This window comes from Romboutsia sp. (assembly GCF_051659545.1).
GTDB lineage: Bacteria > Bacillota > Clostridia > Peptostreptococcales > Peptostreptococcaceae > JBOFOR01.
On record NZ_JBOFOR010000033.1, the window covers coordinates 1 to 8,829 of the forward strand.

The window sequence follows — 8,829 nt, forward strand, 5'->3', positions numbered from 1 at the left end:
TAAAAAAGACCAAAACTCCAATGCTATTTATACATGGAGGTTGTGACAAAGTTGTACCTTGCGAGATGTGTAAAGCTATATTTGATGCAAAAAAATACGGTATAAAAGATAAGTTTGAGGCAAAGAGTGCAAGCCACACAGATGTTTTAGACAAGGATAAAGAAGGATATATTAGTCATTTAAATCAATTTTTAGATTCAGTAGGTATGTAAAAAATTAGGAAAAAAATAATCCTATTTTTTTGTACCATAAAATACAAATATATTTAAGAACTACAATTGGCAAATTATACTAAGCCTTCTATTGAGATTATGATAGAGGGTTTTTGCCTGTATAGTACTATAGAACTAGTTGACAAAAACAATGGTATGTTAAACTAAGTTATATAGTATTAAAAACTATATAACTTAGAAATATTAACCAAACTTAATAAATCATTGGGGGATAAAATTATGATTAGAATTATATCAGATTCATCGACAATGTACTCTATTGTAGAAGGAAAGAGTAAAGGAATTGATATTGCACCACTTTCAGTAACAATTAATAACATGACATACAAGGAAAATGAAGAAATAAGCACCGAAGAGTTTATTGATATAATCAATCAAGGTCATGTACCAATGTCATCTCAGCCAGCTATAGGTGAGGTTATAGAATTATACAATAAATATCCTAATGATAAAATAATTAATATAACAATGGCAGATGGACTATCTGGTACGTATAATTCAGCTTGTTCTGCAAAAACAATGGTTAACAATCCAGATAATATAGATGTTGTAAATTCAAAAACATTATGCGGGCCTCACAGATACTTGGTAGATTTGGCTGTACAGCTTGTAAATGAGGGTAAGTCAAAAGAAGAAATATTAGAGGTTCTTAAAGATATAATTGAAACATCACAATCATATTTAATTCCAAATGATTTTGAATATTTAGTTAGAGGCGGAAGATTATCACCTTTAGTTGGAAAAATTGGAAGTGCTATAAAGCTAGTACCTGTAATGGTAGTGATAGAAGATGGAAAAAGAATATCTAAGTTTACAACTAAACGTACTTTTCCTAAAGCAATTGAAAAAATAACACAAGCATTTCTTGAAGTAGGTGTAGATGACAGCTATTATATTTATATAAGTCATGCATGTAATGAAAAATTAGCAAATACAGCTAAACATTTAGCATATTTTATAGTAGTTTGTGTTTTAAAACAAGTATTTAGTTTAACAGAAATATGTAAAATGATTAGAATGCAAATAGATACATTTCCCATTGAACAAGCATATGATTATTTTTGTGTAGAGCTTGAAGAAGCGGTAAAACAGGCTTTAGTAACCAGAGATTTCTCAAAAGATACCTTTGAGGGAAAAAGGACGCTACAAGGAGAAATGACTAAATCTGCAGCAATGAGTTTTGCTAATAAACTTTATCTACAAAAATGTATTATGGATAAAATTGATGAGTAGTAAGCCAAGTTACTTCGTACCTTGGCTATGCCACTTGAAATTAAGCAAATGAAAGAAGCGTACACAAAGTTAACCTTAGTGTACGCTTCTTTCATTTATTATATTATTAAATTTCTAATAATATAATAAATAAGATATCATTATATACTTAAAATAGCATAACTAAAAATGTATTTACATATTATGTAATGAAACATGTAGTACTTAAGGAGTGGAGAATTATATTTTATAAAATATTAGTTATCAACTCTGAGCTTACAATTAAAATATCTATAAAGTAAAGGGAGAGGATCATTAGATGGGACAAATGAAATGTCCAGTTACAGGAAGAGTAAGCAAAGCTGAATCAGGAGGTGGACCTACAAATAAGGATTGGTGGCCTAATCAACTAAACCTAGATATTCTTCATCAAAACTCAAGTTTGAGTAATCCAATGGGAACTAAGTTTAATTATGCTGAAGAATTTGAAAAACTTGATTATGAAGCATTAAAGGAAGATTTATACAATTTAATGACAGATTCAAAGGATTGGTGGCCAGCAGATTTTGGTCATTATGGACCACTATTTATTCGTATGGCATGGCATAGTGCAGGAACTTATAGAATAGGTGATGGTAGAGGAGGAGGAGGAGATGGTTCCCAAAGATTTCCACCAATTGACAGTTGGCCTGATAACATTAATTTAGATAAAGCTCGAAGATTACTTTGGCCAATTAAACAGAAATATGGTAGTAAAATTTCATGGGCAGATCTTATGATATTAGCAGGAAACTGTGCTTTTGAATCAATGGGACTTAAGACTACTGGATTTGGTGGTGGCCGTGTGGATGTTTGGGAGCCACAAGATATTTACTGGGGTATGGGAAACTTTAAGCTTGAAAATAATAAAGATCCTGTAAGTGGTAAACTTGAGAATCCACTTGCTGCAATTCAGATGGGATTAATTTATGTAAATCCAGAAGGACCTGATGGAAAACCAGATCCACGTGGGTCTGCAAAAGATATTAGATTAAGCTTTTCACGCATGGCCATGAATGATGAAGAAACTGTAGCACTTATAGCTGGTGGTCATACTTTTGGTAAATGCCATGGGGCAGCTTCTCCTACTTATGTAGGTCCTGCACCTGATGCGGCAGATCTTTCCGAACAGGGACTTGGTTGGAAGAATAGTTATAAAAGTGGTAAAGGCATTGATACCATTAGTAGTGGAATTGAAGGTGCCTGGAAGCCAAATCCAACAAAATGGGATATAGGCTATTTTAAGGTATTGTTCAAGTACCAATATGAATTAGTTAAGAGTCCGGCTGGAGCCTATCAGTGGATAGCTAAAGATGTAGATGAAGAAGATATGATAATAGATGCACATGACCCATCAAAGAAACATCCTCCTATGATGACAACAGCTGACTTAGGTCTTATATATGATCCAATATATGAAAAAATTTCTAGAAATTATTTAAATAATCCTGATAAATTTGCTGATGATTTTGCACGTGCTTGGTTCAAGTTGACACATCGTGATATGGGGCCTATTTCACGATATCTTGGGCCAGAAGTTCCAAAAGAGGAGTTTATATGGCAAGACCCTGTACCAGAAGTTGATTATAAACTAATCAATAGAGAGGATATTGAATATCTTAAAAAGAAAATTTTAGATTCTGGATTATGTGTGTCTGAACTAGTTTATACAGCTTGGTCATCTGCATCAACCTTTAGAGGTTCAGACAAACGTGGTGGTGCAAATGGAGCTAGAATTCGACTTCTGCCACAGAGAACTTGGGAGGTTAATGAGCCTGAACAACTAAATAAGGTTTTACAAATTCTTGAAAAAATAAAGTCAGATTTTAATTATTCACAACTAAAATCAAATAAGAAGGTATCCTTAGCAGATTTGATTGTTCTTTCTGGGGGTGCAGGTATTGAAAAGGCAGCGAAGAAAGCTGGATATAAAATTATAGTTCCTTTCCTTCCAGGACGTACCGATGCATCACAGGAACAAACTGATATTGAATCATTTGCTGTACTTGAACCGAAAGCAGATGGATTTAGAAATTACTTAAAATTAGAATATTCAAATAATTCGGAAGAGTTATTAATTGACCGTGCACAACTTTTAACATTGACTGCTCCTGAAATGACAGTATTATTAGGAGGTATGCGTGTATTAAATACTAACTATAAAAAATCTCAGCATGGAGTGTTTACAAATAGTCCAGAGGTTCTTACAAATGATTTCTTTGTAAATCTTTTAGATATGAATACGGTTTGGGCACCTACTTCTTCAGATGAACAAATATTTGAGGGACGTGATAGAACAACAGGAAAATTAAAGTGGAAAGGAACGCGAGTTGACCTTGTTTTTGGATCTAATTCTCAGCTTCGTGCTATTTGTGAAGTATATGCAAGTGAAGGCTCTCAGGTTAAATTCTTAAAGGACTTTGTATGTGCTTGGAACAAAGTAATGAATGCAGATCGTTATGATATAGACTAATTTAAAAAGTAGAAGTTAAAGACAATGAAGTATTTATAGATGGTGCAAAAGTAGTTATTAGTTATATTAGTATGGATAAATTTATATAGAAATTATCCATACTAAATAAAACATGTATAGAAAATATCTATATAGATTTACTTTATAACTTACCTCTGATAGTATATACAAGATTAGTAACTTAGTAAAAAAAGAAAAATATATATTATTAAGGAGCGATGTAATGATGCCTAACAAATTAAGAAAAAGTGCAGATATATCCATAACAGCAACATTAAATTTGGGTATTATATCAGGCTGTTCCCAAGAAGAACCTACAAGTGAAAAAATTCAAACTATAACTACTAAAGACTTAGAATCAAAATTAAAAGATGATAGTTGGGTAATAGTTGATACTCGTATAAATGATGCCTACAATGGATGGAAATTAGAAGGAGTAGAAAGAGGGGGACATATAGAAGGTGCAACAGATTTTTCAGCTAATTGGCTAGAAGTAAATATAAAAGATAAAGAGAAAACTTTAGAGCAAGCTTTAAAAACTAAAGGTATAGACAAAGATAAAAATATAGTCCTATATGATGCTAACGGAGAAGATGCAGAGGCAGTAGCTTATTACTTAAAAGATCAAGGATATGAAAATCTATATACATATGACGTAAAAGAATGGTCAAAAGATGAAAAACTACCAATGGAACAATATGAAAACTATAAAATGATAGTTCCAGCAGTAGTTGTACAAGATATACTAGATGGAAAGAAACCAGAAACTTTTGAAAATGCTAAGAATATAAAAGTTGTGGAAGCTAGCTGGGGAGAAGAAAAAGAAGCTTATGCAAAAGGACATGTACCAACAACAGTACATATAAATACTGAAACTATAGAACCACCTCCAACATGGGTTTTAGCTAGTGATGAAGAACTAACAAAATTTACAAAGGACTATGGATTCACAAAAGATGATACTATAATAGTAACGGGACCTAACACTATGGCATCATATAGAATAGCAGTAGTACTTAGATATATGGGCGTAAATGATGTAAGAGTATTAAATGGTGGAAATGATGCATGGGTTAGAGCGGGATATGAACTTGAAAAAACTTCAAATCCAAAGCAATCAGGTAGTGACTTTGGAGCACCAATACCAGCAAACCAAGCTTTAATAGATACTATACCAGAGCTTAAAGAAATGCTAAAAGATCCTAACTTTACATTAGTTGATAACAGAAGTTGGAATGAATACATAGGTAAAGATTCAGGATATAGCTACTACAATAAAAAAGGTCGTATACCTGGAGCTGTTTATGGATATGCAGGCACAAGTTCAGTAACTCTAGAAGATTATCGTAATATAGATAATACAATGAGAAATTCTGATGAAATATTAGCATTATGGAAATCTTCAGATATAAATACAGATAATCATCTAGCGTTTATGTGTGGAAGTGGATGGAGAGCAGCGGAAGTATTAACTTATGCTAATGTCATGGGATTTGACAATACTTCTTTATACAGTGATGGATGGATGGGATGGAGTAATTACAGTTCAAATCCAATAGAAACAGGAGAAATTAAGTAATAGTTACTTTATAGATAAATTAGCGTATCACTATTTTATAATTGCATTTGCTATAGTTTTATTAATTCAAAATAAACAGTATCACCTTCATGTAACACAGACTTTGCAAATTGAGATGCCTCAGGTCCATATTTACTATTGCCAATGGTTCTGCGCGTTGCTAAAAATCTTTTTTACTTTCACTAAGTATGTTGATCTTGCTTAAACATAGCAATTTATCTACAATTTTTGAGTTAATATAATTTACTTAAGCATAAAAAGAAGGTGCCAGTATGCACCTTCTTTATATTAAATATATTAATAATGATAATATATTATCTATATTCATTATTTACTTTGTAGTTGGTGGTGTAAAAATTCTAGTGGCTAACTCATCATCCAACATATACAGTGCTGCAGGGTTATCATTGCATCTTTTAACTTTTTTCAATATAGTACTAAATGAATTTTCTTCCTCAACCTGTTCGTCTATAAACCATCTTAGTAAGCTTATAGTTGCATGATCTTTTTCCTCATTAGCCAAATCAGCTAAGTTATAAATTCTACGTGTAACTTCTTGCTCATGCTCTAACCCCTTTTGAAAAACATCAATAATATCATTGAATTGTTGGTTAGGTCTGTTAATAGCGTCATGTTCTACATTACCACCTTTTTGAAGTATGTAATCATAAAACTTCATAGCATGAAATAATTCTTCTTGAACTTGAACTCTAAAAAAGTTACCAAATCCGCTTAAATCTAGTGATTCCACATATGATGCCATTGCTAAATATGAATATGACGAATAAATCTCAAAATTAATCTGCTCATTTAAAGCTTTCTCTAGTTCTTTACTTAACATATAAACACCCCTTTAAAATAATATACACAGTATAATTATAATTTTATTGCTATAAAATAGCAATTATTAGTTTTATTTATTAACAAGTATATTAAATTAATACCTAAAACTAATATAGAATTAGAGAGGTATTAATTTACAAGTAAAATAATATATATATAAAAGCTGAAAAATTAAATAAAATGGGGGATATAAGAATGCAAAAAATATCTTTAGACTTTTCAAAACAAGCAGTAGAAAAGTTTATGGAAAGTACTTCACAGAAAGTACCAGATCTTATTTATGTAATAGCCGTACTTACAATAGGTATATATGTATCTAGATTGGTCAAAAGAATAGTTTATAAATTCTTGTTAAAATATAATATAAGTAAAGGAATTACAAACTTCATAGTATATGGAATTTATATAACTATGCTATCAATGGTAGTAATGACCTGCTTAGAAAAGATAGGAATAAAAACAACATCAATTGTAGCGGTACTTGGGGCAGCAGGTTTTAGTATAGGGTTAGCATTCAAAGAAATATTATCGAATATAGGCTCAGGTATGATAATATTATTTTTCAAACCTTTTAAAATAGGTGATTACATACAAGGATCAGGGATAGAAGGATGTGTAGAAGATATACAAATTTTTAGCACAGTACTTAAAACACCTGACAACAAAACTATTATAGTACCTAATTTTAAATTAACTAGTGATAATATTGTAAATTTTACACATCAAGAAATCAGAAGAATTGATTTTTCTTACAATATTGCATATGATAGTGATATTGATTTAATCAAAGAAATATTAAGTAATATATTTAGTGAAGAAAAAAGAATTTTAGATGACCCTAAGCCGATCATAGGTATAAACTCTATTGGAAATAACTCTATTCAAATAGTAGGAAGACCCTGGGTATATACATCTGATTATTGGGATGTATATTTTGATATTATGGAAAGGGTTAAAAGAAGTTTCGACCAATATAATATAGTTGTACCTCTAATTATTGGAATGATAAATGAGAAAATTAAACAATAAATTAGGTGACAAAGAAATACATCGAGTATAGAATTAAATTAATTCGAGAATAGAAATAAATGGAGAGACATATGAAAATTAATGAAGAAAGATTTGAAAAAGATATTTTTAACTATATAGAAAAAATTAAAAATCTGCTATCTCCCCAAATATGGCAAAACATACTACTAGATTGTTCTAAAAATGAGATATTTGTACTTTGGCTTTTACACATAAATAAAGAAGTGAATATGACGGAAATAGCAAAGTATATAAATGCACCTTTAAATACAGCTACAGGTATTATTAGTCGTATGGAAAAGAAAAATCTAGTTTTAAGACAACGTAGCATAGAAGATAAAAGAATAGTAACAATTAAGCTTGGAGAAAGTGGAGATGAACAGATTCAAGCGATACTAAAGGAGTTTATGTACTATGGACAAAGGGTTATTGAAGCTTTTAGCGAAGAAGAAATAAAGCTTTTCTTTTCAATGATGAATAAACTTACTGACATTATGATGGAAGAAAGAGAGAAAGAGAAAACTAAATCAAAAATAAGAAAGATATCTATTGATTAATATTTTAGCAAAAGTGTTTTGAAATACTATTTCTTAGCATTACAAAATAAGCTGTTGTTGTTTACAACAGCTTTAAAAAAAAAAATACTTCGAATATAGAAGTATTTTAAATAAGAATTAATTCTACAAATAATGGAGGGGTAAAAACGAATAGAATCTATATTTTTACAGGAAAAGGCGGTGTTGGCAAAACTAGTGTAGCAGCCACACACGCAATAAAAAGAGTAGGTGCAAAAGTAGCAGGTCCAACGGTAGAAAGAATAATGAAAATACCTATGCCTGATGATAGTGTTTTTGATGATATAGAATATATTATGAAAAAAATGGAACGTTTACAAAATCTAATGCTTAATAAAGATAATGTCAGTCTTAGAATAGTAACTACCCCAGAAAAAATAGTAATAAAAGAAGCAAAACGAAACTTTACTTGTTTACATTTATATAATTACAATGTAGATGCAATAATGGTGAATAGAATTTATCCAAAACAAGCAATGGAAGGCTATTTTAGTAAGTGGATAATAATGCAAGAAGAAGGACTAAGAGAAATAGAAGAAAGTTTTTCAGAAGTACCAAAATTCTACCTTGAACTTCAAAAAGAGGAATTAAGAACAATACCAACACTTAAAAAAGTGGGGAATATGATTTTTGGATCTGAAGATTTAACTAAGATTTTATTTAAAGAAGAAATATTTACAATAAATTGCCGAAAAGCTCCCTTCTTTAGATGTGGGGATGAAAGGCAAGGTCTCAAACTATCTTAATAAAGAGAGGTGGAACAACTTCTAGTTATATTAAGTCTCAAATGTTGTATAATAAAAATAATATATGATGAAAGTGGGGTGAAAATTATGGAACAAGTAA

Annotated in this window: 7 protein-coding genes and 1 pseudogene; 7 read left to right on the forward strand and 1 reads right to left on the reverse strand. The window is 30.6% G+C overall.

The annotated features are described in order from the left end of the window. The 4 genes and pseudogenes from ACRC03_RS01855 to ACRC03_RS01870 form a co-directional block, all read left to right on the forward strand. Positions 1–212, forward strand: a pseudogene (locus tag ACRC03_RS01855) (hypothetical protein); the annotation flags it as partial. Between the two features lie 240 nt (positions 213–452). After that, on the forward strand, positions 453–1,466 hold the full coding sequence (locus ACRC03_RS01860) for a DegV family protein (RefSeq protein WP_438650852.1): 1,014 nt from the start codon (positions 453–455) through the stop codon (positions 1,464–1,466). Between the two features lie 298 nt (positions 1,467–1,764). Beyond that, on the forward strand, positions 1,765–3,957 hold the full coding sequence (gene katG, locus ACRC03_RS01865) for a catalase/peroxidase HPI (RefSeq protein ID WP_438650853.1): 2,193 nt from the start codon (positions 1,765–1,767) through the stop codon (positions 3,955–3,957). A 223-nt stretch (positions 3,958–4,180) separates the two neighbouring features. Next, positions 4,181–5,536: a rhodanese-like domain-containing protein gene (locus ACRC03_RS01870; RefSeq protein WP_438650854.1), complete on the forward strand. Its 1,356-nt coding sequence runs from the start codon at positions 4,181–4,183 to the stop codon at positions 5,534–5,536. Positions 5,537–5,867: 331 nt separating this feature from the next. Here the strand turns inward: ACRC03_RS01870 and ACRC03_RS01875 are convergent, their stop codons facing one another. Continuing rightward, on the reverse strand, positions 5,868–6,377 hold the full coding sequence (locus ACRC03_RS01875; protein ID WP_438650855.1) for a ferritin: 510 nt from the start codon (positions 6,375–6,377) through the stop codon (positions 5,868–5,870). Positions 6,378–6,574: 197 nt separating this feature from the next. On the opposite strand from ACRC03_RS01875, the gene ACRC03_RS01880 reads away from it, so the two are divergent. From ACRC03_RS01880 to ACRC03_RS01890, 3 genes are all read left to right on the forward strand, one after another. After that, a complete protein-coding gene (locus tag ACRC03_RS01880; protein WP_438650856.1) occupies positions 6,575–7,408 on the forward strand; it encodes a mechanosensitive ion channel family protein in 834 nt (277 codons plus the stop codon). A gap of 71 nt (positions 7,409–7,479) precedes the next feature. After that, the gene (locus tag ACRC03_RS01885; RefSeq protein ID WP_438650857.1) at positions 7,480–7,965 is read left to right on the forward strand and encodes a MarR family winged helix-turn-helix transcriptional regulator; all 486 of its coding nucleotides are present in this window, start codon (positions 7,480–7,482) and stop codon (positions 7,963–7,965) included. Positions 7,966–8,228: 263 nt separating this feature from the next. After that, the gene (locus tag ACRC03_RS01890; protein WP_438650858.1) at positions 8,229–8,729 is read left to right on the forward strand and encodes an ArsA family ATPase; all 501 of its coding nucleotides are present in this window, start codon (positions 8,229–8,231) and stop codon (positions 8,727–8,729) included. Positions 8,730–8,829: the final 100 nt, after the last annotated feature.